At 66.9% G+C, this 24880-nt stretch carries 22 protein-coding genes; 5 read left to right on the forward strand and 17 right to left on the reverse strand.

The genetic code is table 11. The features are described from left to right. From AB0L70_RS00075 to AB0L70_RS00110, 8 genes are read right to left on the reverse strand one after another with little or no spacing between them, the layout of a single operon-like run. On the reverse strand, positions 1-1320 hold the full coding sequence (locus AB0L70_RS00075) for an alpha-L-fucosidase (RefSeq protein WP_363678246.1): 1320 nt from the start codon (positions 1318-1320) through the stop codon (positions 1-3). Then, positions 1317-2690: an FAD-linked oxidase C-terminal domain-containing protein gene (locus tag AB0L70_RS00080; protein ID WP_363678247.1), complete on the reverse strand. Its 1374-nt coding sequence runs from the start codon at positions 2688-2690 to the stop codon at positions 1317-1319. The genes AB0L70_RS00075 and AB0L70_RS00080 overlap by 4 nt, the downstream gene beginning before the upstream one ends. Beyond that, the gene (locus AB0L70_RS00085; protein ID WP_363678248.1) at positions 2687-3553 is read right to left on the reverse strand and encodes a U32 family peptidase; all 867 of its coding nucleotides are present in this window, start codon (positions 3551-3553) and stop codon (positions 2687-2689) included. Before AB0L70_RS00085 ends, AB0L70_RS00080 begins: the two co-directional genes overlap by 4 nt. Then, complete coding sequence (locus AB0L70_RS00090) at positions 3550-4869, reverse strand: DUF2088 domain-containing protein (RefSeq protein ID WP_363678249.1); 1320 nt, start codon at positions 4867-4869, stop codon at positions 3550-3552. The genes AB0L70_RS00085 and AB0L70_RS00090 overlap by 4 nt, the downstream gene beginning before the upstream one ends. Further along, on the reverse strand, positions 4869-6740 hold the full coding sequence (locus AB0L70_RS00095) for an IlvD/Edd family dehydratase (RefSeq protein ID WP_363678250.1): 1872 nt from the start codon (positions 6738-6740) through the stop codon (positions 4869-4871). The genes AB0L70_RS00090 and AB0L70_RS00095 overlap by 1 nt, the downstream gene beginning before the upstream one ends. Continuing rightward, on the reverse strand, positions 6737-8188 hold the full coding sequence (locus AB0L70_RS00100) for an aldehyde dehydrogenase (NADP(+)) (protein WP_363678251.1): 1452 nt from the start codon (positions 8186-8188) through the stop codon (positions 6737-6739). Before AB0L70_RS00100 ends, AB0L70_RS00095 begins: the two co-directional genes overlap by 4 nt. Continuing rightward, on the reverse strand, positions 8185-9075 hold the full coding sequence (locus AB0L70_RS00105) for a fumarylacetoacetate hydrolase family protein (protein ID WP_363678252.1): 891 nt from the start codon (positions 9073-9075) through the stop codon (positions 8185-8187). Before AB0L70_RS00105 ends, AB0L70_RS00100 begins: the two co-directional genes overlap by 4 nt. Before the next feature lie 30 nt (positions 9076-9105). Further along, entirely contained in the window at positions 9106-11853 is a 2748-nt protein-coding gene (locus AB0L70_RS00110) for a UxaA family hydrolase (protein WP_363678253.1), read from the reverse strand. 117 nt (positions 11854-11970) lie between these two features. Here AB0L70_RS00110 and AB0L70_RS00115 point away from each other — a divergent pair, with 117 nt between their 5' ends. The 3 genes from AB0L70_RS00115 to AB0L70_RS00125 are packed head-to-tail and all read left to right on the forward strand — an operon-like array spanning position 11971 to position 13760. Further along, on the forward strand, positions 11971-12675 hold the full coding sequence (locus tag AB0L70_RS00115) for a GntR family transcriptional regulator (protein WP_363678254.1): 705 nt from the start codon (positions 11971-11973) through the stop codon (positions 12673-12675). Next, positions 12672-13079 (forward strand): hypothetical protein, encoded by a 408-nt coding sequence (locus AB0L70_RS00120; RefSeq protein WP_363678255.1) that lies wholly within the window; start codon positions 12672-12674, stop codon positions 13077-13079. The genes AB0L70_RS00115 and AB0L70_RS00120 overlap by 4 nt, the downstream gene beginning before the upstream one ends. A 39-nt stretch (positions 13080-13118) precedes the next feature. After that, positions 13119-13760 (forward strand): hypothetical protein, encoded by a 642-nt coding sequence (locus tag AB0L70_RS00125; protein ID WP_363678256.1) that lies wholly within the window; start codon positions 13119-13121, stop codon positions 13758-13760. Between the two features lie 3 nt (positions 13761-13763). Here the strand turns inward: AB0L70_RS00125 and AB0L70_RS00130 are convergent, their stop codons facing one another. The 6 genes from AB0L70_RS00130 to AB0L70_RS00155 are packed head-to-tail and all read right to left on the reverse strand — an operon-like array spanning position 13764 to position 20360. Further along, a complete protein-coding gene (locus AB0L70_RS00130; protein ID WP_363678257.1) occupies positions 13764-14516 on the reverse strand; it encodes an SDR family NAD(P)-dependent oxidoreductase in 753 nt (250 codons plus the stop codon). Then, positions 14513-15958 (reverse strand): ABC transporter substrate-binding protein, encoded by a 1446-nt coding sequence (locus AB0L70_RS00135; protein ID WP_363678258.1) that lies wholly within the window; start codon positions 15956-15958, stop codon positions 14513-14515. The genes AB0L70_RS00130 and AB0L70_RS00135 overlap by 4 nt, the downstream gene beginning before the upstream one ends. A gap of 26 nt (positions 15959-15984) precedes the next feature. Beyond that, positions 15985-16854: a carbohydrate ABC transporter permease gene (locus AB0L70_RS00140; protein ID WP_363678259.1), complete on the reverse strand. Its 870-nt coding sequence runs from the start codon at positions 16852-16854 to the stop codon at positions 15985-15987. Further along, complete coding sequence (locus tag AB0L70_RS00145) at positions 16851-17801, reverse strand: sugar ABC transporter permease (protein ID WP_363678260.1); 951 nt, start codon at positions 17799-17801, stop codon at positions 16851-16853. Before AB0L70_RS00145 ends, AB0L70_RS00140 begins: the two co-directional genes overlap by 4 nt. Before the next feature lie 22 nt (positions 17802-17823). Further along, positions 17824-18648, reverse strand: a complete 825-nt coding sequence (locus tag AB0L70_RS00150) for an aldo/keto reductase (protein WP_363678261.1) — start codon at positions 18646-18648, stop codon at positions 17824-17826. Continuing rightward, positions 18645-20360 carry a glycoside hydrolase gene (locus AB0L70_RS00155; protein WP_363678262.1) on the reverse strand — a complete coding sequence of 572 codons (1716 nt, stop codon included), beginning with the start codon at positions 20358-20360 and terminating at the stop codon, positions 18645-18647. The genes AB0L70_RS00150 and AB0L70_RS00155 overlap by 4 nt, the downstream gene beginning before the upstream one ends. Before the next feature lie 223 nt (positions 20361-20583). On the opposite strand from AB0L70_RS00155, the gene AB0L70_RS00160 reads away from it, so the two are divergent. Then, entirely contained in the window at positions 20584-21264 is a 681-nt protein-coding gene (locus AB0L70_RS00160; protein ID WP_363678263.1) for a GntR family transcriptional regulator, read from the forward strand. A 14-nt stretch (positions 21265-21278) separates the two neighbouring features. Continuing rightward, positions 21279-21620: a VOC family protein gene (locus tag AB0L70_RS00165; protein WP_363678264.1), complete on the forward strand. Its 342-nt coding sequence runs from the start codon at positions 21279-21281 to the stop codon at positions 21618-21620. Here the strand turns inward: AB0L70_RS00165 and AB0L70_RS00170 are convergent. The 3 genes from AB0L70_RS00170 to AB0L70_RS00180 all read right to left on the reverse strand — a co-directional run bounded on the left by AB0L70_RS00170 (position 21617) and on the right by AB0L70_RS00180 (position 24879). Beyond that, positions 21617-22813: a Gfo/Idh/MocA family oxidoreductase gene (locus AB0L70_RS00170; protein ID WP_363678265.1), complete on the reverse strand. Its 1197-nt coding sequence runs from the start codon at positions 22811-22813 to the stop codon at positions 21617-21619. The two genes, AB0L70_RS00165 and AB0L70_RS00170, sit on opposite strands and share 4 nt — an antisense overlap. 78 nt (positions 22814-22891) lie before the next feature. Further along, positions 22892-23566 (reverse strand): glycerophosphodiester phosphodiesterase family protein, encoded by a 675-nt coding sequence (locus AB0L70_RS00175; RefSeq protein WP_363678266.1) that lies wholly within the window; start codon positions 23564-23566, stop codon positions 22892-22894. Continuing rightward, positions 23563-24879, reverse strand: coding sequence for an ABC transporter substrate-binding protein (locus tag AB0L70_RS00180; RefSeq protein WP_363678267.1), 1317 nt, complete (start codon positions 24877-24879; stop codon positions 23563-23565). The genes AB0L70_RS00175 and AB0L70_RS00180 overlap by 4 nt, the downstream gene beginning before the upstream one ends. Position 24880 lies beyond the last annotated feature (1 nt).

Raw genomic sequence — 24880 nt, forward strand, 5'->3', positions numbered from 1 at the left:
TCACGCCGGGCCCTCCGAAGGCCCGGCTCCTGGTTCGACTCCGGGCAGGGGGACCGTCGGGTCGTGGTGCACGGTCAACTCGACCGGAACCTCGGCCCGGGACGACAAGATCCGGACGCGTACGTCGTCAGCCGTGGTCGACTCGGGCAGCGGCAACAGTCGCCGGTGCCCGATCGTCGTACCACCAGCGATCTGCGTCCACTCTCCCCCGACCAATGCGTCGACGGCGAAGGACTCGACCTGTTGTCCGGCCTCGATGTTCTCGCGCAGGGAGACCACGTTGAATGCCCCGGGCAACTCCACCGCGGTGCCGTAGTACTCCCGCACCGCCGCACCGAACTCGGTCAACCGCTCGACGTCGGGTGCGGCGAACAACCCACGCCGGTCCGGCGGGATGTTCAGCAGCAGGACCGCGTTCCGGCCGACCGATTTGCGATAGATGTCCAGAAGCTCCGGCAACGACTTCACCGCGGAGTCCTCGGCCGCGTGATAGAACCACCCGGGCCGAATCGACACGTCGACCTCGGCCGGATACCACCGGAGCTCGTCAGCCTGCTGCAACAGCGAAGGACCAGCCACGTCCACCGCCGTCTGCTCGGCAACCATCTGCCCGCCGGCGAACGGCACGACGCTCCACTCGGTCTCCCGCGCGAAGCCGTCCTCGTTGCCGACCCACCGCACATCTGGTCCGCCGACCGCGATCGTCGCATCGGGCGCGAGTCTCCGGATCAGATCGAACCAGGCGTCGTACGCGTACTCCTGAGCCGTGCTCGTCGGATTGGCGCCGTCCAGCCAGACCTCGGCCACCGGCCCGTACTGCGTCAGCAGCTCATGCAGCTGGTTGAGGTAGAACCGGTTGTAGTCATCCACCTCATAGGTGAACGGACCTATCTCCGACGCGACCACGGGACTTCCGTTGCCGTAGTACCCGCCATCAGCCTTCTCCTGGTACAGGTCCGCCGGCGACAGGTAGAACCCCAACCCGAGCCCCGCCGCCTGGCACGCGGAGGACAACGAAGCCAGGACGTCACCGCGATAGGGGCTCGCGGCAACAGTGTGCGACAGGAACCGGCTGGGCCACAGACAGAACCCGTCGTGGTGCTTCGCCGTCAGAATCACACTCTTGAAGCCTGCGGCAACCAACGTGTCCACCCACTGCGAGCAGTCGAGCGCCGACGGATTGAATACCGCCGGATCGTCCACACCGGTCCCCCACTCCAGATCGGTGAACGTATTCGGTCCGAAGTGCACGAAGGCGGTCAGCTCTTGCCGCTGCCAGGCGACCTGCCGCGGCGACGGCCGTACCTCCGAAGGCTTCACCGCAGCACCTTGCCCGGATTGAGCAGGTTGCCCGGGTCGAAGGCCTGCTTGATCCGGCGATGCAGGTCGAGACTGACCGGGCCGAGTTCGGTCTCCAGCCAGCGGGTCTTGAGCGTCCCGATCCCATGCTCGCCGGTGATCGTCCCGCCCAGCGCGAGCCCGAGCTCCATCACCGCACCGAACGCCTCCAGCGCCCGTGCCTCGGCGGCCGGGTCGTCCCGGTCGAAGACCACGGTCGGGTGCATGTTCCCGTCACCCACATGCCCAGGGCAACAAATCAGCACATCGTACTTCGCGCCGATCTCCGCGATCCCGCGCAGCAACGCGACCAGCTTCGACCGCGGGACGGCGACATCGTCGATCAACGTCACCCCGAGCGGTTCGAGCGCCGAGTTGACCAGCCGACGGGCCTCGAGCAGCATCCGCGACTCCTCCGCGTCCGACGCCTCGGCGACATCGACAGCACCGTGCGACGTGCAGATCGCGGCGATACGCGCGACGTCCTCCGCGGCCCGCGGGCCCCGGTCGGACTGCGCGATCAGCATTGACCCGACATCCTCAGGAAGACCCATATCGCGGTAGTTCTGGATCGCCCGCAGCGTCGGCCCGTCGAGAAACTCCAGCAGCGAAGGCCGCAGCCCGGACGCCATCACCGCCGCTGCGGCCGCGATCCCCTCCTCGATCGACAGGAAGGTCGCCGCTGCCGTCAACCCAGCCTCGGGCGCGGGACGCAGCGCGAGCGTCGCCTCCGTCACGACGCCCAACGTTCCTTCGGAGCCGACGATCAACCGTGTCAGGTCATACCCGGCGACGCCCTTCGCCGACCGGCGGCCGGTCCGAACGACCTCACCCGACGCCAGCACCACCTCGAGACCGCGGACGAAATCCGCGGTCACGCCGTACTTCACGCAGCACAAGCCACCGGCGTTGGTCGCGATGTTCCCACCGACCGTGGACATCTCCCAGGACGACGGATCCGGCGGGTAGAACAAGTCCTGCGCCAACACGGCCCGGGACAACTCTGCGTTCACCACGCCCGGCTGGACAACCGCGACCTGGTCCTCGACCGAGATCTCGAGGATCTGATTCATTCGCGCGGTCGACAACAACAGACAGCCATCAAGAGCGTTCGCCGCGCCCGACAAGCCGGTCCGAGCGCCCTGCGGCACCACCGGCACGCCAAACGAGCCGGCGGCCTTCAGTACCTCGACCACCTCGGCCGTCGACCCCGGTCGCACCAACACCCGCGGCACTCCAGCCGTGCAGAACGTCGCGTGATCGTTCCGATGGCTGTCCAGTACGTCGGGATCGTCGACAACCGCGCTGTCTCCGAGCGCCGAGCGCAACCGGGCTACCAGCGGATCAGTCATCCTTCATCCTGCTCGGCCAGCAGCCGCAGAATCAACTCCGCCCGACGGACCCGCTCCCGTCCAAGGGCTTCCGCCGTACCGGCGAGGTGTGCCCCGACCGGGTAGATGTTCGGCGCGTTCCGCAGGCCCATCTTCAGGTACACCGGCGCCGCGACCCGGACGATCTCCGGTACGTCGTAGAACCGGACGTGGCCGCCTTGATCGTCCGGCACCTCGATGTACATGTCGATCGGCACCGACGTCACCGACCGGATCTCCGCCAGAACCGGGACCGGCAGATCGGTCGACACGTTCAGGCTCGTCGCACCCAGCCGCTCGTACAGCCGGGCAGTCGGTGCGTTCGGCAACGGCATCAAGACCGAGGTCTTCAGCACGAGGTCCGAAGGCAGCTCCCCCTCGACCTTCAGCTGACCCAGCAACTCGAGTACGCCGATGTCGCCCACCAGCAGACTCCGTACGCCGAGCTCCACCGCGCGGTACGCATCACACAGCGACGCGGCAACCATCTCGTTGCCCCGCGCAACCCCACCGACCGCGGCCGACACCTTGGCCTGCCCACCGATGTCCCAAGCACCTCGGGGACCGAGGAACAGGCAGACCTCGACACCGTTCGACGCACCGAGCGAGAGCATCTCCTCGATCTCGGCGTCGGTCAGCATCATCACGCCACTGCCCTGCGAGATCCGGTCGATGCTCACACCACGGGTCTTCGCCTCCTCCAGCACCGCGGTCATCACCCGCGGCCCTTCACAGGAGGGGATCTCCACCCGGTACGGCGATCCGCCCGGGAACGTGGACGTGGACGTCTCGCCCGGGCGGAAGCCACGATCGGCCAGCAGTGCGCGTGCCTCGCGAAGGTTCATCTCTCACTCCAGGGTCCGAGCCGTCCGGCCGACGTCAGGTCCCGCGCCGTACCGGTGATCTCCAGGTCGAATCGGTCACTTGCCTCGGCCAGCAGGGCCGGCGTCACCATCAACTCGTTCGGGGACAGCGTGTCCTTGATCCGGGCCAGCCGGAGCTCGGACCAGTCCCGCCGGCCGCACATCGTCACGGCGGCGAGGACGGCGGCCTCGTCGTCTTCCATCACCATCGGCAACCGGGACCGGCGCGCTCCACCGGCGCCCGAGGTCAGTGCGTTCACGTAACTCGTCCGCAGGTCGATCTGGGACAGCATCTCGGCGGGGATCACGTCGGCCAGGCCCAGGCCGGACGCGTTCCCGTGCGAGGCCGGGGACAGCGAGTGCACGCTGATCGCCGCGATCGACGGCGACTCGAACTCCGGGATCCCGTGCACCCAGCACCGGCCGATCACGTTCGTGTCCATGCCGGCGCCGGACTTGTCCTTACCCATCTCGTCCACGACCAACACGTCCAGCTCGTCGAACGGCAGTCGGCCGAGCAGGCCGCCGGCCCTTCGCAGCAAGGCGTTCTCGGCCGGTCCGGCGATCCCGTCGGGCTCGAGCAACTCCACACCGGCGGTGTGCTCCTGCGCGTTCTCGAGGATCGCGAGGCCGCCGAGGATCTTGCCCTGCGCAACGACCATCCGGGCGGCCGCCTCGATGTTGCCGCCGAGCGACGGGATACCGCCGGCGTGCAGCGATGCAGCGCCGACATGGTTGCCGAGCCCGATCGCGAGAACCTTTGCGATCCCGCTCTCGATCGGGCCGCGGAAGTCGGTGTGCGGCTTGACCCGGTTCACCAGGAGTACGCCGTCCGCCTTGGCGGCGATCGCGTCGTGGTGGATCGCCGTACCGTCCTCGAGGGTCCCGATGAGGACGGTCTCCATGGTCGCCTCGATCGGGCAGCCGACCGACTCGGGCGTGATGCCGAGGCCGGCCAGCATCTCGCGCTGGCCGTCCGCGGTGGCGCCGCCGTGTGAACCCATCGCTGGTACGACGAAGGGTTGTGCGCCGATAGTTGTGAGCCAGTCGACGGCTGCCTTCACCACGGGGACGAGGTCGTGGATGCCTCGACTGCCTGCTGTTACGGCGATGCGTGCGCCGGGTTGGATGCGGTCGCGCAGGGGTGCGAGAGCTGCCTGCGCGTCGGCGTACGGGTCCTTCGAGGTCGGGAGATCCGAGAGCACCCGGCGGACCGGGGTGACCTGCGGGAGCACCCCAGACGGCCGCAACCCACGGATCGCCTCGAAAGGACCCCAGTCGGGGGAAGCAGCCGGCATCAGTGGCTCTGGCGGGCTACGGCTGAGCCGGTGCGGCCGATGAGGAAGTCGAGGTCGCAGCCCTGGTTGGCCTGGGTGACGTGGTCGACGTACAACCGCGCCCACCCACGATCCGTCGGCGGAACCGGCGGCTGCCAATCAGCTCGCCGCTTCTCCAGCTCCTCCTCCGACACATCCAGGTGCAACCGCCGCGCGGCGACATCGAGCTCGATCCAGTCACCCGTCCGCACCAGCGCCAACGGCCCACCAACAGCCGCCTCCGGCGTGACATGGAGTACGACGGTGCCGTACGCCGTACCGCTCATCCGCGCGTCCGAGATCCGCACCATGTCGTCGACACCGATCTCCGCCAGCTTGCGCGGGATCGTCATGTTCCCGACCTCCGGCATCCCCGGGTACCCACGCGGTCCCGAGTTCTGCAGCACGAGCACGGTGTCCTCGTCGACATCGAGATCCGGGTCGTCGACCGCCTTGTCGTACTCCTCGATGCTGCTGAACACCAGCGCCTTACCGCGATGCTGCAACAACCGCTCCGACGCCGCGGACTGCTTGATCACCGCACCGTCGGGAGCCAGGTTCCCCTTCAGTACGGCGGTCCCCGCACCACTGCCCAACGGGTCACCGACCGGGCGGATCACCGCAGTAGCCGGCTGACCCTCTTGCCCACTCCAGTCGGTCCGCTCGGCGTTCGCGACGTTCTCGCCCATCGTCTTGCCGGTCACGGTGATCGCGTCGGCCTTGATCAGCGGCAGGATCTCCTTCATCACCGCGGGCAGACCGCCGGCGTAGTAGAAGTCCTCCATCAGATACTTGCCCGACGGCTGCAGATCCACCAGCCACGGCACCCCACGAGCCCACTCGTCCATGTCGTCCAGCGTCAGGTCGACCCCGACCCGGCCCGCGATCGCCAGCAGGTGGATGACGGCGTTGGTCGAACCACCGATCGCCGCGTTCGCCCGGACCGCGTTCGCGAAGGCGTCCCGGGTAAGGATGTCGCTCGGCTTCAGGTCCTCCTCGACCATCTTAACGATCCGCTGACCAGCCTGCTGCGCGATCGAGTACCGGCGCGAGTCGACGGCCGGGATCGCTGCGGACCCGGTCAGTTGCAGCCCGAGTGCCTCGGCCATGCAGGCCATCGTGGACGCGGTCCCCATGGTCATGCAGTGTCCGTTGCTGCGGGACATCCCGGACTCGGCGGCCGCGTAGTCGGCCTCGGTCATCCGGCCGGCGTTGCGGTCCTGCGTGAACCGCCACACCGCCGTACCCGAGCCGATGTCGCAGCCGCGGAATTTACCGTTCAACATGGGACCGCCGGTGACCACGAGGGTCGGCAGGTCGACGCTGGCCGCGCCCATGATCGAGCCGGGCGTGGTCTTGTCGCAGCCGGTCAGCAGGATGGCGCCGTCGATCGGGTTGCCGCGCAGCGACTCCTCGACGTCCATGCTGAGCAGGTTGCGGAACAGCATCGCGGTCGGGCGCAGCATCGTCTCACCGAGCGACATCACCGGGAACTCGAGCGGGAACCCACCGGCCTGCCAGACACCGCGCTTCACCGAATCGGCCAGCCTGCGCAGGTGCGCGTTGCACGGGGTGAGCTCGGACCAGGTGTTGCAGATGCCGATCACCGGGCGGCCGTCGAAGACCTCCTCGGAGAAGCCCTGCGCCCGCATCCAGGACCGGTGGATGAACCCGTTCCGGTCCTTCTCACCGAACCAGTGGTCGAAACTCCGCCGCCCGATCGGCGCCTCGGGACGCCCCGGCTCACCGGTCGTCCCCGTCTTCTCCGGGGTCGGCTCACCGGTGGGGTCGGCCGTGAGACCGGCCGGTACGTCAGCATCGACGGGGTCGTTGGTCGGGGGCAGATCACTCATCGAGACACCTCACCTGTGGTCACGGTCCCGTTCACCCGGCGGCTGATACCGGCCGGGTTCGAGTCCTTCAGTACGTCGGGAAGCACGGCATCGGGAGCGTCCTGGTACGCGACCGGCCGCTGGAACCGGCGAGCCGCGGTCATGCCGACGCTGGTGTGGATCGAGCCGACGGTCGACGGGAACGGACCGCCGTGGTGCTGCGCCCAGGAGACCGCGACACCGGTGGGCCAACCGTTCCACAGCACTCGGCCTGCCCTTGCCGTCAGCAACGGCAGCAGCTCGCGGGCCAACTCGGCGTCGGATTCCTCGGCGTGCAGGCCGGCGGTGAGGTTGCCCTCAAAGGCTTCGACAGCGGCACGCAGTTCGTCGAGACCGTCGTACTCGACGACGATCGAGACCGGGCCGAAGCACTCCTCGAGGATCTCGTCGCGGCGGGCGAGCAGTTCGGGCACGGTGGTCTGGAGCAAGGTGGCCGCGCCGGATGACCAGACGCGGACGCCCTCGACCTTCTGCAGCCGATCGAGGCCGGAGCTGAAGCCGTCCTTGATCCGGTCGTTCAGCATCGGCGCCTCGGCGACCCCGCCGGTCGCCTCGGTCAGCTGCTCCTGCAGTCCGTGACCGGTCGGCAGGAAGAGCAGGCCGGGCTTGGTGCAGAACTGACCGACGCCCAGCGTGAAGGAACCGACGTACCCGGTGGCGATGTCCTTGCCGCGGGCATCGATTGCGGCCTGGGTGACGAAGACCGGGTTGAGGCTGCCGAGCTCGCCGTAGAACGGGATCGGTTCGGGCCGGGTGACCGCGATCTCGTGCAGCGCCTTGCCGGCCGGGACCGAACCGGTGAAGCCGGCCGCGGTAATGCGTGGGTCCTTCAGCGCGGTGACACCGACATCGAAGCCCTGGATCAGACCGAGCGATCCATCGGGCGCACCGGCTGTCCGCAGAGCCTCGATCATCACCTCGGCCGTACGCACGGAGAGGTCGGGGTGACCGGGGTGCGCCTTGACGATCACCGGGCAACCGGCCGCGAGTGCGGAGGCGGTGTCACCACCGCAGACGCTGAACGCGAACGGGAAGTTGCTCGCGGCGAACACCAGCACCGGCCCGAGCGGGACCAGCACCCGCCGGAGGTCCGGCCGCGGCACCGGCTTGGCCTGTGCGTCGGCGGTGTCGATGATGACCTCGAGCGCGGAGCCTTCTTCCAGCACCTCGGCGAACAACCGCAGCTGTCCACTGCTGCGCGCGACCTCGCCGCGCAGGCGGGCTTCGGGCAGCGACGACTCGCGCATCGCGATCGGCACCAGCTCGTCCGCGGCCGCATCGAGCGCGTCGGCGACAGCGCGGATCCAACCGGCCCGGACAGCGGGCTGCGAGGCACCCAGCGCCGGCGCGGCGGCGGCCGCGGCGACCAGAGCCTGCTCGAGCTCGGCGGGCGTGGTGTCCGGGATCATCGCTTGTCCTCCAGATTGTCGGTTGCCAGGAATGCGAACGGTTCCCGGCCGGTGGCGACCGTATTCGTCAGTGTGCCGACGTCGGCGATCGTGATCGTGATGACGTCACCCTCGGCCAGCGCGAAGTCCAGCTCGGGCACGATCCCGGTGCCGGTCGCGAGGATCACACCGTCCGGGAAGTCGTTCGGCAGGAACAGTGCGTCGATCAGATCCTGGAGCTCACGCACCAGCTTCGCGGTGGACGTCGTACCCGCGAACACCTCGTTGCCGGCGCGCTCGATCACCACGTCGATGGTCAGGTCCTTCGGGTTCTCGACCTCCCAGACTGGCCGGATACCGGCCGCAAGGGCACAGCCACCGGCGAATAGCTTGGCCTGCGGCACGTAGAGCGGGTTGACGCCTTCGATCGACCGCGAGCTCATGTCGTTGCAGACCGTGAAACCGACGATCTCACCGTGGCTGTTGGCAACGACCGCGAGCTCCGGCTCGGGTACGTCGTGGCCGGAATCGGTGCGGATACCGACGGGCTCACCGTCGACGACCACCCGCCAGGCCGGTGCCTTCTGGAACAGCTCGGGCCGATCGGCGGTGTAGACCTTGTCGTACACGGACTGCTCGGTGCTCTCCTCCATCCGCGCACCCCGCGACCGCTCATAGGTCACGCCCGCACACCAGACCTCACCACGCCCGTCGAGCGGCGGGAGGGACTTGACACCGACCACCGAGACCGGCTCACCCACCTTGAGGACCGTGGCCTTCAGCTCGTCCAACGTGAGCCGCAGCAGCTCCGCGAAGCTGTTGATGCCTTCGACCGGCGCCACCGTGTCATCGGTTCTGACACCGACCACCGGGCGGCCCTCTGGGGACTGGTAACGGACCAGGTGCATGTGTGAGCCCTTCATTTCAATGAAACACAGCTACATCGAGGTGCCGAGAAGACCACGGGTGATCTGGAAACCAACGTTGCCGGAAGCAACCGCCTTGGGGACGAGCTGGCGGCTGGCGACCGCCGCGATCGTCTCCAATCCGGTCCGCGCCTGCTCCTCGGCCGAGCCGGTCGCCACCGCGTCGAGGTCGTCGCCGTACGTCGCGACCGTGGACGCGTCGTTGCTGAACTCAACCACCGGCACGAACCGCTGCGCCGACAAGGTGCCACCGGCAACATGCGCAAGGATCTGCTGGACGCCGGAAGCCCCGAACCCGGTCGCCGTCTCCATCCAGTCCGTCCCCGGCATCCGCATCACGTGCCACCCGGGCTGGGCGAGCCGCTGCCCGTGCGCGATGGTCGGACCAACCTCGTCGGCGGACCCGAAGGCCGCCGTCCGGAACCCGGCGTCAGCGAGCAGTGCACCGCGCGACGACAGTACGACGGAACCGCCGGAGCCGACGATCTCCTGGCCGATCAGGGCCATCACCGCAGCCGTCTCATCGGTCAGTCGGCCGCGTGCCTCCAGACCGACGGTGAGGGAGCCGAGGTTCCCGCGCTGCTCGACCGGCTTGTCCAGGTCGAAGCTGTTGAACCAGTCCTTGACCTTGATGCCGACGGCATCGAGACCACCGTCGGCCTGGATGCTGGCCCAGCCGAACCGGGACGGATCCTTGCCTGCTTCGACCAGGCGCGAACGGAAGTAGTCGTTGTGGGTCTTCTCGCAGCCGTGCTCCAGCAGCAGAGCCATCCGCGTGTTCGGGTGCAGGAGGTAGCCGACCATGATGCGGGCGAACGTTTCCTCGGACGCGCCGCCACTGCTGCCGCACCCCTCGGTGTGCGGGAGGGCGACCATCCGGGTGACCGCGTCACCGGCCCATTTCTCCAACTCTGCCTGGGCTGCGAGTCGCAAGGCGATCTGCCCGGAGCACAGACTGGTCGGCAGGATCAGGCCGACCGCCTCGGGCACGAGCCGGTCGTCGACCTGCAGCAGCCGGGCTGAGGTCCGGCCCGGACCCACCAGGCCGGTCAGAGGAAGACCGTCGAGCGGTGCGTCGCTATCCTCGGCCGGCAGGTCGGTGAGCTTGCGGCTCATCCGGCCGTCGGTGGTGATCGAGATGCCCTCGCGCGGGCCGCTCTGCTTCCAGTTCCGCCAGATCGACACCTGGCTGTGTCCGGCCCGCTCCCCCGCACTCAGTTCGCCGGATGCGACCCGGACGGTGAGGTCGAAGGTTTCTGCGGTCAGGTCGGTCATCGGCGTACCGGTGAGGTACTTGCCCGCATTCACGTCCATCTCCGCGTGCAGGCGCTCGTACCGGGCGGTGGTCGTGACGAACTTGAGCGTCGGGACGAACGGGAAGTTGGTGATCGAGCCGTTCCCGGTGGTGAAGAAGATCAGGTTGCAGCCGCTACCGATCTGACCGGCCACGGACTCGAGGTCGTTGCCGGGGCTGTCCATGAAGATGTAACCGTTGCAGCGCCCTGCCTTCGGCCCCTCCCCATCCCACCCAGGCAGCAGTTCGCCGTAGTCGATCACGTGGTCGAGCCGGACCTCGCGCGGCAGCTTGCGAGCGGCACCGATCGACTTGAGGACGATGTTGTAGAGACCGCGGTACACGTTGCCGCCGGACGGGTTGCCCTCGGCGGTGTGGCCGTGCCAGCCGACGCGCTCCTTGAACGAGCGGACGATCGACAGGAAGCGCCGGGCAGTCGCCAGGTCGCGGACGTTCTTCAGCACGTACGGCTCGGCGCCGATCAGCTCGTCGGTCTCCGCGAGTACGGCGGCGCCGCCGTGCTTGATCACCTCCGCACCGACCAGACCGGCGAGCGGGTTGGCCGAGATCCCGGAGAACGCGTCGGACCCGCCGCACTGCAGGGCGATCTTCAGATCCGCGAGCGGAACCTCTTCGCGAGTCTGATTGTCGACAGTCGGCAGCCAGGGCTCGACGAGTGCGCCGGCCGAGGTCAGGTCGTGCTCGAACCCGGCCTGCCGGGTGAAGAAGGCATGCGGCACCTTGATCGACGGGTAGTCGTGCTCGGCCATGAAGTCCTTGATCGCCTGACCCGAGACCACGTCGTCCTCGGTGTCGACGATCAGAACCGCGCCGACGTTCGGGTTCAAGGTGAAGCCGGCCAGCGTGGCGAGCAGGAAGTGCAGGTTGTTCGGGACCTCGTCCTCGCCACCTTCGGTGTGAGCCACCGGTACGACGCCGTCACCGGCCGCAGCGCCGTCGAACCGGCGGGCAAGCTCGGTGACGAAGCCGCTGCTGCGCGAGCTGGTCGCCATCAGGACGACGTGGTTGCGGGTGCCGGCCGGTCCTTGCTCACGGGGGTAGCCGAGGAAGGTGCCGGGCTGTTCGACGCTGGTCACCTGCTGACCGAAGTTCAGCGCGGACTCGTCGAGCTCGTACGGGTCGAGGGGCTCGTTCGTCGCGGACGGCTCGTCCGGAAGGCCCTCGACACCACGGGCGGTGACGGCGGCGAGACTGGTCGGCGTACAGACGTAGTCACCTGGGACGAGGTCGCGGGAGGCGCGCGCGAACGGGGTGTTCCACGAGGTGAGCGCGTCGCCGGGTGCGACCGGGGCGATCACGAAGCGGTGCCCTTCGAGCACGGTGTGTGGCAGCGTGACCGCCGTACCGTCCAGGTCGATCTCGGTGCCGGCCTCGAGGCGGCGGGAGGCGATCGCGACGTTGTCCCCCGGCTCAGGCAGGACACCGACTTCTTCGAACCTCACCATTTCTGCCTTCCCGTAGCTTCGCCGGGGTCGAATCGTGCATGATGCATGATTACTAGTGCCACCCTGCCGAAACCCGACCGGCAAATCAAGACCGCGACCAGGATCCGGAGAGAGCCGATGACGGAACCCACGACTGCGCGTCTCGCTGGGACCGAGGCGGCGCCGGACCGGCGGCTGCTCCGGCGGCAGATGCTCGTCGACGACGTCTACGAGGCGATCAAGACGATGCTGATGGACCACGTCATCCGGCCGGGCGCGCGGATCTCCATCGACGGGCTGGCGCGCGACTTCCAGGTCTCGTCGACTCCGGTCCGCGAGGCGCTGGCGCGGCTGGAGTCGGAGGGACTGGTGGTCAAGGAGCCGCTCAAGGGCTATCGGGCCACGCCACTGCTCACGCTGGCGGAGTTCGACGACCTGTATCGCTTCCGGCTCCTGCTCGAGCCGTGGGCGGCGCGACGGGCGGCCGAGTTGATCGACGACGACGGGCGCGAGCGGCTGCGGACCGAGCTGGCGACCGCGGTCGAGCCGACCTCGGTCGACTACGCCGGCTACAAGTCGCTCAGCGTGCACGACACCCGGTTCCACTCGCTGATCGCCGGGCTGTCCGGGAGTGAGCAGGTCCGTTCGGCTTTCGAACGGACGCACTGTCACCTGCACATCTTCCGGCTGCACTACGAGCGCGAGATCGGCCCCGAGGTCCTGACCGAACACCACACCCTGGTCGAAGCCATCACGTCCGGCGACCCCGCGGCGGCCGAATCCGCGATGACAAGACACATCGAGAACTCGATGACCCTGCGGCTCCGCAAGATCTACGAGTGACCCGCCGTCCGTTCCCACTAGCCATCCCTCCGGAGCTGACGGCGTACATCCTCGATCTCCACTGGGACCTCGGCCTCCTGCACCGTCTGGACCTGCTCACGATCAGCGTCCGGGTCGCGGACCTGGCCCATCATCTGGACCGGCCGTTCTGGCAGTACGACGGCCGCCCGTTCCAGCTCACGCCACGGCAGGTCGCCGCCGATCCGGCCAAGTACCAGGACCAGTACGCGCGGACCTTGGCCGCGGACCTCCGGCATCCGTTGCACGTCGTACGCCGCTGGGACGGGCGGCTCACGATCCTCGACGGGGTGCACCGGTTGCTGAAGGCCGAGCTGGAAGGTCGTACGACGGTCGTCGTGCGGGTGTTGCCGTGGGAGGACCTGGACGAGATCGCCGTGCGGTAATGGCGTTTTGGAGTGCCGGACTGCGGGCACCTCGTTGATGTGAAGGCACTGGAGCTGCCCGCCCCGCGGCCGGTTCTCTGGCCGCTGCGACCGCTGGAATCGGCCGCCGTGTCGACCTCGTCGGACGAGAGCCGGACCATCGTCACGATCACACACGCGCCGCTCGAGCAGGTCACGCCGGAGATGCTGGCCTGGTGGTACGGCCACATCCCCGGGACGATGCAGTACGCCGGCAAGACCGTGCCGCGGTACCTCGTCTGGCACCCGCTGGACCACATCTCGTACGAGCTGATCGGTCCTGGAGAGGTGGTCACCCCGGGGTCGCTGGTGCGCCTGACCGAGGCTCCCGGACGTGAACTCGACAAGCTGGTCGACCTCGAGGTCACGGTCGAGACGATCGACAGCGAGGTCGCGATCATCACCAAACGCCTCCTGGGCAGTTCGATCGTGCGGTTGGAGAACGAGTTCACGCCGACCAACGTGGGCAGCCGCTACACGACCCGCCTGACTCTCGGCGATACCACCGCTCTAGGACGCCTCCTCCTCAACTCGGTAGCCCACAACCGTGCCTTCCCCACCCCCAAACTCACCGCCTGGATCCGCCACCACATCGAAGAAGTAGGCAACCTGGAGAACTTCCTCCCCGACCTGTTCCACTACCGCGCCGCCCACGAACCGTGAGGTCTAGTGCATGTAGAGGCCGCCGTCGACGTTGAGGGTGTGGCCGGAGATGTAGCCGGAGTCTTCGGAGGTCAGGAAGGCGATGGCGGCGGCTACGTCGTGAGGTTCGCCGACTCGGTTGACGAGGAGTTCGTCGACCATGGCTGCCCGGCGTTCCGGGGTTAGCGGGCCGCCCATGATGTCGGTGTCGATCGGGCCGGGGGCGACCGCGTTGACGGTGATCCCGTACGGGCCGAGTTCTCGCGCCAGTGCCCGGGTCAGTCCGATCACGCCCGCTTTCGCTACGGAATAAGGGGTTTTGCTGTAGGTGCCGCCCCCGCGCTGGGCCGAGATCGACGAGACGCTGACGATCCGGCCGTAGCCGTGGCGCACCATGCTTTCGGCGACCCGCCGGGTCACGTAGTGCACGCCGTTCAGGTTGATGTTGATCACCCGGTGCCACTCGTCCGACGTCAGTTCCAGGTACGGAACCGGCGAGCTGACCCCGGCGATGTTGGCGAGCGCCGCCAATGGTGGAAGTGCGGCCTCCAACTCGTCGATCGCCGTACGAACATCCTCTTCCTTGGACACGTCGGCTACGACCGCACAGGTTTTGACGTTGTGCTTCTCGGCGATCTCGTTGGCGAGTGCCTGGCCGCCCGCTGCGTCGATGTCGAGGATGCCGATGTTCCATCCCTTTTCGGCGAGCAGCATCGCCGTCGCCCGGCCGATCCCGCGAGGTGATGCCGCTCCGGTCACAACCACCGTACGGCTCATTTCGCGGCCCCGTAGTCCTGCCCTGGCTTCCAGTCACTGAAGACGTAGTCGGCCTCCGAGACCTTGGCCCCGGCCGCCTTCGCCTTCTGCAGCGCCTGGGCCCGATCGGCCGACGTGGCGTCGCTCAACTTCTTCAGCTCGGCCTTGAGATCCTTGATCGATCCGCCCAGATAGCCCTGGACGATGTTGCCGACATGCGGGGTGACCGGCTTGCGCAGTGCGTCCACCTTGGCCTGCGCCGGGTTCTTCACGATCGCCTGCGGCATCAGGAACACGTTCGCCTTACAGAAGTCGACGCCCTTCTTGTACGCGTCGGACGCGTTCGACGACGCGACCAGATCGAGGTTCAGCGGCGGCTGATCCATCGCCTCGATCATTCCCTTCTGGTAGTCGTCGGACATGAACGACGCGATCAGCTTCCCGGCCGCTTCGGGGTTCTTGCTGTCCGCCGACACGAAGTACCCCGAGCTCGGCCGACCGCGGTAACACCATGCATTCGCACCGGACTCCGGCACGAGCACCTGCCCGGAGGCGAGCTTGTCGACAATCGTCGGCGCCAGCGCCTTCGATCCACCGGCGCACCAGATCCCGTCGATGAACGTCCCGACCGCCCCGGACGCGTACCGGGTCCGGGCATCCACGACACCGAAGTTGTTCGAGCCGGGCATGATCAGCTTGGCGTCGTTCAGCTCCTTGAGGTACTCGATCACGGTGACGTACGCGTCGTGGTGATAGGCGTACTCGCCGGTGGTGAACTGCAGACCCTGGTAGCCGGGGAACCCAGCAGTCTGCGCCATGTCGTCCACTTGGTCACGGATCCGCCCACCATCAGCGCCGATCGCCAACGTCAGCGGCTGGATCCCCGCGGACTTCAACTTGTTGAGGGCGTCCTTGAAGCCCGCGTAGTCCTTCGGCACGTTGTTCGGATCGAGTCCGGCCTTGGACCAGTGGTCCTTGTTCACCCACACCAGCGTCGAGCTCTGCCGGAAGCTGAACATCGGGAACCCGTAGAGCTTGCCGTCCAGCTGGGTGATGCCCTCGGTGAAGGCATCCTTGGGAAGCTTGGCCTTGACGTCCGCCGGGATCGTGATCTCGTGCACCCATTTGCCGCTCACCAGAGCCGGCAACGGCAACCCGATCACGTTGGAGTAGATGTCCGGCATCTTGTTGGCCTGATGCGCCAGCTGGAACGCCTGCGGTGCCTTGGACGCGTCGTAGTACGTGTGGGCGACGTTGGTCTTGAGCGTGGGCGACTGGTTCTTCGCCCAGTCGTCGTTGAGTTTCTTGAACGAGCTGAAGTGATCCCACCAGTCCAGCGTTCCGGTGGCACCGCCACTCGCCGCGCTGCCGGCCTTGTCGCTCGAGCTGCTGCATCCGGTGGCGGCGCCGATGGCGGCGAGTGCCGATGCACCGAGCAGAGTGCGACGTGTCAATCCGGTCATGATCGTTTCCATTCCTTCGGGTGTTGCTAGGACTTGACTGCTCCGGAGATTCCCTCGACGAAGGAGCGCTGCAAGATGATGAAGAGGACCACCACGGGCACGATCGAGATCACGCCGGCCGCGGCCATCCCGGACCAGTCGGTAGCGGTCTCACCGACGAACGCCTGCATACCGACACTCACGGTCCGCAGCTCGGGCCGGCTGAAGGTGAACACCAGCGGCAGGAAGAAGGCGTTCCAGGTGGTGATGAACGTCAGCACCGCGACGCTCGCCGTGACCGGCATCGCCAACGGCAGCATCACCGAGAAGAACGTCCGGAAGAAGCCCGCGCCGTCGACGACCGCGGCCTCCTCCAGCTCCCGCGGGATCTGCCGGAAGTAGCCGTAGTAGATCAGGATCGCCGACACGTACGCCCCGCCGCTGAGCGCCAGGATCATCCCGCCCAGTGAGTCGATCAGGTGCAGCTGCATCGAGATCTTCACCACCGGGATGATCGTGTAGCCGGTGGGGACGAACAGCGTCGCGACCAGGATCCCCAGGAAGACCTTGGACCCGCGGAATCGATAGCGGGCCAGGACATAGCCGGCGGTCGCACACCGAATGGTGACGATCACGACGGTGATCACGGTGACCAGCACGGTGTTGATCAGGTACCGGCCGAAGTGCGCGTCGTTCCAGGCCCGCGCGTAGTTGGCCCAGACGAACTTGTCCGGCCACAGCTTGAGGCCGCCGGTGAACATCTCCATGTTGTCCTTGAGCGATGCCGACAGCATCCACAGGAACGGGAAGATCCACAGCAGCGCGATACCCACCAGAACGATCGCGGCGATCCACCAGGGCAGCCGGCGCAGCACATGCCGCTGCCGATCCGTGCGTACGGTCAGTTGCGCGGTCATCGTTGTTCTCCTCTGAGCCGGCGACCGGCGTACACGCCCCACAGTTGGACTGCGCCGACGATCGCCACGAGCAGCCCGAAGATCACCGCGGCCGCGGAGGCGTGCCCGAGTTGGGGGATCGGGGCGGCGAACGCCCACCGGTAGATGTAGATCTCGATGATCTCGGTGTGGAAGTACGGTCCACCCGCGGTCAGCGTGTACATCAGATCGAAGTTGTGGAACGTCTCCTCGACCGTCAGCACGCTGATGATGATCAGGAACGGCTTGAGCATCGGCAGCGTGATGTACCGGAACAGCTGCCAGGTGCCGGCGCCGTCGATCTTGGCCGCCTCGTACAACTCGTACGGGATGGTCTGCAGGGCGGCGAGCCAGTAGATCATCGTGACGCCGAAGAACTTCCAGATGTACAACACCGCGGCGGTCGGCAGCGCCAGGTGCTGACCTCCCAGGAAGTCCACGCCGCCACCGCCGAGCTTGATCAGCAGCGAGTTGATCGGGCCGGTGGCCGGATCAAGGATGAACCGCATCACCACGCCGATGATCGCCGTTGTGGTCACCACCGGAATGAAGAAGGCCGATCGCAGTACGCCGATCAGCGGCAGCTTCGGGTTGTTCAGGATCATTGCCACCAGCAACGTGAGCAACACCCGGGCCGGCACCACCAGCACCATGAAGATCAGCGTGACCTTGAACGAGTTCCAGAACAGCGGATCCGCGAACACCTCGCGATAGTTGCTGATGCCAACGAACTTCTGGTTCGAGTCGAACCCGTTCCACTCGACCAGCGAGTACCAGTAGCTCGCGATGATCGGATAGATGGTGTAAACGCCGTACAGCACCACCGTCGGCAGCAGGAAGATCCAGATCCAGGTGGTCTTCTGCCAACCGTGGCGCGGCAGCTGGTCGACGGCCTTCGAACGGCGGGTCTGCCGTCTCGTCAGTGGCACCGCTTTGATCGTCATCGCCCGGCTACCTGATCTGGCTGATCGCGAACGTGCGGGGATCGTTGCCGAGCCGGTTGCCGTTCTCCAGCGCGGTGATCGACGCGACCTCGTCGTCGGACAGGTCGAAACCGTCAAGGTCGAAGTTGGCGCGGATCCGCTCGGGATTCACCGACTTGGGGATGACGACGTGCCCGCGGTGCAGATGCCACCGCAGGACGACCTGGGCCGGCGTCACCCCGTGATCGCTCGCGATCGACGCCAGCACCGGATCATCGAGGTCGCCGCCCTGACCGAGCGGCGAGTACGCCGTGACCGCGATCGACCGCTCGCGGCACAGCTCGGTCAGTTCGCGCTGCTGATAGGTGGGGTGCAGTTCGATCTGGTTGATCGCCGGGACGATCTCACCCTCCTTCGCCAACCGGTCCAGGTGTTCGGGCAGGAAGTTCGACACCCCGATCGCCCGCACTCGTTCATCGATGTAGATCTGCTCCAAAGCACGCCAGCTGTCGACATAGCGATCGGCGGCCGGATTGGGCCAGTGCAGGAGATACAGGTCGGCGTAGTCCAACCCCAGGCGCTGCAGAGTTTCGTCGTACGCCGTCAGTCCAGACTCGTAGCCGTGCTCACCGTTGCGCAGCTTGGTGGTGACGAACAACTCCTCGCGCGGAATCCCGCTCGCCCGTACGGCGGCACCCACCCCGGCCTCGTTGTTGTACGCCGCCGCCGTGTCGATGTGCCGGTACCCGATCTCGAGCGCCTGCTCGACCGCGGCCTGGGTGTCGTCCGGCGGGACCTGGAAGACACCGAAGCCACGCTGCGGAATCTGTACGCCGTTGTTCAGCGTGATCACGTCGGCTCCACCATCAGTAACGATGCCGACGGCAACGGCAGGGAGACGTCCAGCGAGAGCTCACCGTCCACCTCGACCTGTCGTTCCGGCTCGAACTCCTCGAGACCCTGCCGGTCGTGGATCGCGGCCAGCTGTTCGGCGGTCGGGTCCTGCGGCGAACCGAGCTGCTGCCAGACGGTGAAGGCGTTGCTGTGGTCGGCGTCGATGCGCAGATGCCGCAGCCGGTAGGAACCGGCCGGCAGGTTGCGGATCGTCACGCTCGCCGGGGTCAGTTCCTCGCTGGTCTGATACTGGTCATCGATGTGCCGCCAGAGCATCACGGCGACACTTCCGTCCTCCGACCGCGAGGCGATCGCGTCGACTTCCTCCGGCATGCTGCTGCCGTCGGTGTGGTCAAGGTCGCCGACCTGCCAGGCGGCGTCCGACGTCGTACGCAGGCGCTCAGGACCGAGCAGCGACAGCATCCGATAGGCGTTGAGGAACGGCTTCTCGACACCACCGGCGGTGAGGAAGGACCGGGTGCCTTCGAAGTAGCGCTCGGCCTCGAAGTAGAAGCTCCACGAGGTGGCGTAGGCGACCTTGGCCGGCTCGGTGGCGTTCAGGTCGAGGATCTTCTTCATCAGCTTCGCCTGGAAGACCGGGTAGTACTCGGTGTTCTGGAAGCTGTAGTTGCGGTTGTCGTAGCGCCCGAAGTGTGCCGGTACCGCTGCGTCGCACTCGTCGACGATCACCGGGAGGTCGCCGTACGCGTCGTACGAACCGATCAGCCGGTTGAACTCGCGGAGGTCGTACAGCATCTTCGTCGACGACGGGCTGAGCAGCTCGGACGCCGGCTCGGAGAACGGCCGGTAGTCGCGGGTCGGGAAGTGGCAACCCTTGGTGTGGTACGAGATGAAGTCCAGCGGCTCGTCACGTTGCGAGGTGTAGTCGAGGAAGCCGCGCAGGAAGTTCAGTCCGCCGCTGGTGACAGCCGGTCCGCCGACCTTTGCCTCGGGCAACACGGCCCGGATCGCTTGCACCGTTGCGGTGTAGAGCTCGTTGTACTGCTCGAGAGTGCCACGCCAGTAGAAGATGTCCGGCTCGTTCCACAGCTCCCAGAGCCAGGTCTTCACCTCGTCCTCGCCGTACCGCTCGATGCAGTGCTGAACGGTGGCGCTGATCAGGCCGGCCCATCTTGCGTTGTCCTTGGGCGGGTATCCCCAGGCTCCTGCCTCGTAGTTGGTGTACGCGGTGGGACTGGATACGACGGTCAGTTCGTCGGCCTCGGGTGGGAGGAGGTCTCGTGGGGTGAAGCCGAGCTCGACCAGCAGGTGGTGGCCGGCGCCGACGATCGCGTCGTACGCCTGGTCCAGGAGCGAGAAGTCGTAGTACGGGTTGCCGTCGGCGTCCTCGTGGTAGACGTTGCCGGAGCTCCAGTGCGGGATGCCGAAACCGCTGCCGGAGCAGTACATGTAGTGCGGGCGGACGAAGTAGGCGGTGCCGGAGAAGTCGGCGAAGGTCTGCAGCAGCCGCTTCCCGGTGGGCATGTACGTCCAGTTGAACTCGTCGTACCCGAAGCTCTCCCAGATGCGCGCGAGCGGGCCTTCGCTCTGCGCGGCGTCGACCTCGATCGTCGCCGCGGTGACATGCGGTGCGTCGGGAATCCGGGGAGCGGCCGGCGGGAACGGGCCGAGGGACGTACGTCCGGTGTGAACCGCTGTCTCGGTGGTCATCGTCGTCGTGACCTCTCTCTGCCCTGGTGATCGGGCTGCCTCACGGTCGGCCGACATGGCGCCGGCGCTGTGCCGCTCTGCCTGAGTGGAGGTTCCGAGTCTGCTCTCGTCATTCATTTACTGTCAATGACTTACTGTTTACAATCTACAGAGAGGTGCGAGAGGGGTTAGAGTCGTCCTGCTTTCGAGTACTGGCGGTAACTGCCTTGAGGAGGTGGTCGGCATGAACTCCGACGACGCTGTGCCCGCGCTGCCGTCGCAGCGCGCTCTGGGCGATCTGGTGACCGACGTGCTCCGGGAGATGATCACCGGCTCCAAGTTCCAGCCCGGCCAGCACCTCAAGGAGACCGAGTTGGCCGAGGCCCTCAAGGTCAGCCGGGGGCCGATCAGGCAGGCGCTGTCGCGGCTCGAGGAAGAGGGTCACGTCGAGCTCCGCCGGCACCGCGGCGCGTTCGTCAGCACGCTGACGAAGACCGACGTGGAGGAGGTGCACACCCTCCGCGGCGCGATCGAGAGACTGGCCGCCGGCCGGGCGTGCACCCGGATGCAGGGTGATGGATTCGCCGAGATGGACGCGGTCCTCGAGCAGATGAAGAGCGTCGATACGAAGATCGCCCCGGAGGACGCCGTACGGCTCGATCTCCAGTTCCACGACATCATCTACGCGTACAGCGATCACGCCCGCGTGCAACGGGTCTGGGAGTCGATCCGGGGCCAGGTGACAGTCTTCCTGCGAGCCCGCAACGTCAACTTCCCGGACTTCCTCGACGTCGGCTACAGCGAGCACAAGGAACTACGCGACGCGTTGGCCCTGGGCGATCCACAAGCCGCCCAGGACGGAATCGACAAACACATCCTCGGCGCCTACCAACGCCTCAAGCGGCTGAACCTTCCGGACCGCTGACGTTACGATCGCGTATGGACCTGTTTGCCGGTATCTCGGTCAGCGACTACGACGTCGCCCTCGCCTGGTACGAGAAGCTCCTCGGCTCACCCCCGAGCTTCCTACCCAACGACATCGAAGCGGTCTGGGAGCTCGGTGAGCACCAGTACATCTACATCGAGGTAGTCCCCGAGCACGCCGGCCACGCCCAACACACCCTCTTCGTCGAGGACTTCGAGGGTGTGCTCGGCGCCATCGCGGACCGCGGCCTAGAACCCGCCGCCCGCGAAACCTACGAAAACGGCGTCCGCCACGCCACCTACTACGACCCCGACGGCAACGAAGTCTCCTACGGCGGTTCGCCCACGGACGGTTAGACGGGGGCGTCTCCGTGGTCGGGGATTTCTAGTTGTACGCCGCCTTGGAGGGCGGACTGGTGGGCGTAGATGCCGGGGAGGGTGTAGCGGGCTGATACCCAGGCGTTGATCGGGGGCAGAGTCTTGTCGGATACCGCGCGGACGAAGTCGTCCGCCAGGAAGTGGTGGGAGCCTTCGTGGCCGTTGTGCAGGCCGTCGAACTCGGCGGGGAGGCGGCTGCGGTCGTGGACCGGGGAGAGGCCGGAGCGGAACGCGTCGCGCAGCGCCGGGTCGACGTTCGCGAGGTCGGGGTCGTCGAGTGAGCCGCTGGGCTTGGTCTCCATCAGCTGGCTGACGTCCTCGACACCTTCTTTGGTCTGCCAGAGCGTGGTCGTCGCCAGCTGCTCGAAGCTGCCCTCGGTGCCGAACACCCGCAGCCGGGACTCACGGATGTGCGACGGGTACCCGACGCGGCGCATCTCGTTCGTCCGCATCACCCCGCCGTCCGCGAGCTTGAACAGCGCGGTCGCGTTGCTGAAGTCGTTGTCGAACTGGCTGACGTCCTTGTCGAACACCCCGTCGCCACGGTCGTCCTGCACACCGATGCAGGAGACATGCGTCGCGTGCTGCCCGGTCACCGAGAGAACGTTGCCCACGGCATGCGTCGGGTAGAGCATGGGCGGGAACGACGCGGTCTTCTTCCAGTCCTCGCCACCGCTGTACTGGTACGCGGCGTAGAACCCTAGATCCATGTCGTGGACGTAGTCACCCTCGGCGTAGAACACCCGGCCGAACGCACCGTCGGCCAGCTTCTGCCGGCAGTACACCGACGACGGGTAGTAGAAGCTGGTCTCACCCATCATGTAGGTGAGGCCGGTCTCCTCGACCAGCTCGATGATCCGCGCGATCTGGTCCGCCTGGATCGCCATCGGCACGGTCGAGTAAACGTGCTTCCCGGCCTCCAGCGCGCGGATCGCCATCTCGCCGTGCAACCACCGCTGCGTGAAGATCGCGACCGCGTCCACGTCGGACTCGAGCATCTCCTCGAACGACTGGTACGTGAGCGTGACCCCGTGCTTGGCCGCCATCTCGGCGGTCCGTTCGGGTACGACGTCAGTCAGCCGCACATCGGCGACATCCGGGTGCGCGGACCACAGCCGCAGGAACGAAGGAGCGAACTGGCCGGCGCCGACCACACCGATGCTGATTCCCATGAACCAAGGCAATCACACATTTATGTTCTACGGAAGAACAAATTCACACGTTGGAACGTGTGGCCGGGCGGCCAGGCGTCACGGGGCTCGCAAGAGATGCGGGTTGTCCGTCGTGACGCCGTCGACCTCCAGAGCGAGGGCTTCGGCGAAGGTCGACTGGTCCGGGACAGGCCAGGCGGTGACGGCCAGGCCGGCTGCGTGCAGGTCGGCGACCGCCGCCGCGGTCAGGTCGGCGATGCCGCAGAGGGATGCGTTGGCTTCGGCGGCCTTCGTACGGGCGATGACCTCAGCGGCAGGTGGTGTGCGGCCGATGATCAGACCCGTTGACGCGGCGGGGAACGCGGCCCGCATCGCCAGCAGCATCTCGGGGTGGAACGACGTGATCAGCGTCCGCTCGGCCAGGGCCGGATCGGACTTCAGCGACTGGGCCAGCATCGGAATCGCCTCGGCCGCCTTCACCTCCGCCTGGAACCGGATGTCGATCGCATCAACCGTCTCCGCCCACGTCGGGACCTGCTCGCCGAGACCGGCGTCGAGCGATCGGATCTCGTCGTACGTCAGGCCGGCGACCTCGCCGGACCCGGAAGTGGTCCGGTCGACGGTCGCGTCGTGCATGATGACGAGCTCGCCGTCGGCCGTGACGCGGAGGTCGAGTTCGATCTCGTCGCAGCCGTCGGCGACCGCGCGACGGAAGGATCGCAGCGTGTTCTCGGGTTCCGTCCCGAGCGCACCGCGATGGCCGGTGATGATCACAGCACCTTCTCCTCGTAGAGCCGTTTGACCTCGGCGCCGATCGCCTCGAGCCGCCGCGCGACCGAACCGAACACCTTCTTCGGGGCCGCGTTGTCCGCGTAGATCTGCTGCAGACCGGTGTAGATCTGCACGTTCGCGTTCCGCCCGTAGAGCCGGATCGGATCCTGCTGCCGCGCGTTCTCGAGCTGCGCGATCGCGACCCCGTAGTTCGGCTGCTCGGCGATCAGCTTCTTCAGCTCGGGATCCTCCCGCGCCGCATTCACGACCGGCAGATACCCGGTCTGCGTCGTCCACCAGGCCGAGTTCTCCGGCCGGGCCAGGAACGCGAGGAACTTCGCAGCCGCCTGCTTCCGCTCGTCGGAGATGTTTCGCAGCATGCCGATCCCGCCACCACCGGTCGCGAGCCCGGACGCCACCTCCGACGGAATGAACCCGGCGCCGACCTTGAACTTCGCCTTGCCGCTGATGGTCTTCATGCCACCGGTCGATTCCTGGATGACGCCGACCAGCCCGTTCGCAAAGTCCGTGCTCGGGCTGCTGGCCATGTACGCCGCCCCGAGATCGTGCACCATCGACCGCTGCCACTCCCCCGCCGCGACCGCGCCGGCCTCGTCGATGGTGACGTCGAGACCCTTCGAGTACGCACCGCCGAACTGCCACACGTTCCCCTGGAACTGCCAGTCGCCGTCGATCTTCGCGAACGCGATCGTCCGCAGCGAACGCCCGCCCGACTGCACCTTCGCCAACGAAGGCACCCAGGACCGCAGCTCGCTCCAGGTCCGCGGCGCGCGGTCCGGCAGCCCGGCCTTCGCGAACGCATCACGGTTGTAGTAGAGGATCGGCGTACTCCGGGCGAACGGAACCGCCCAGCTCTGACCCTTCACGACGTACTCACCGAACAGCTTCGGCTGGAAGACGCCCGGGCCGAAGCCGTCGTTGAAGTAGTTGTTCAGCGGCTCGAGCGCCTCGTTCAGGAAGAACCGCTCCCAGGTGACATCGGACAGGATGGCCAGGTCCGGCGCCTGCTTGGCGACCAGAGCGGCCGCGACCTTCTGGGCCACGTCGTCGTAGCTGCCCTGGAACTGGACCTCGACATACACGTCCTGCTGGGATTCGTTGAACTTGGCAACGAGCTTGTCGACCGCCTTGCCGTTCACCCCGCCGTACGACGTCCAGAAGACGACGCGGACACGGTTCGCGTACTGCTTCGGCACGGCTCCGGCCGGCTGGGAGTAGATCGCGTCGACCGAGCGATAGCCACAGCCCGCGAGCGAAACACCCACTCCGAGCCCAAGGAACATCCTGCGTCGCATC

It is taken from the genome of Kribbella sp. NPDC051952, from assembly GCF_040680855.1.
Taxonomy (GTDB): Bacteria; Actinomycetota; Actinomycetes; order Propionibacteriales; family Kribbellaceae; genus Kribbella.